The 565-nt window shown below is 53.1% G+C and carries 1 pseudogene; it reads left to right on the top strand.

The features are described from left to right. Window positions 1–565 (top strand): annotated as a pseudogene (locus NR126_RS28435) (transporter substrate-binding domain-containing protein); the annotation flags it as partial.

Genomic DNA, 565 nt, shown 5'->3' with positions numbered 1-565 from the left:
GAACGTACGGTACAACCTGGTGACGTCACAAACGCGCATCCCGCTTGTGCAAAACGGTACTGTCGATCTGGAGTGCGGTTCTACAACCAATACCGCAGAGAGGGCGCAGCAAGTCGAGTTTTCAGTCGGCACCTTCGAAGCCAGCACTCGACTGTTGGTCCGAAAGGATTCGACCTACAAAGACTTTGACCATCTCAATGGCAAGAACGTCGTGACGACTGCTGGCAGCACTGCCGAACGGATGCTGAAGGTCATGAACGCCGAGAAAAAGATGAGAATGAACGTCATCTCTGCCAAAGACATTGGCGAGTCTTACCAAATGCTCGAGTCCGGCCGCGCCATTGCGTTTATGCAGGACGACGCATTGCTGGCGGGCGAGATGGCCAAGGCAAAGAAACCGGAAGATTGGGTGGTGACCGGCACCCGCAATCCAACGAAATTTATGGTTGCACCATGCGTCGGGGTGATCCGGATCTCAAAAAAGTCGTGGATGACTCGATCAAGTCACTTTTCGTCTCGGGCGAAATCAACGCCATCTACGATAAATGGTTTACTCAGCCCATCC

This window comes from Pseudomonas sp. Pse1 (assembly GCF_024519635.1).
In the GTDB taxonomy this organism is placed as follows: Bacteria; Pseudomonadota; Gammaproteobacteria; order Pseudomonadales; family Pseudomonadaceae; genus Aquipseudomonas.
This window is presented reverse-complemented; position numbering and strand designations above follow the sequence as displayed.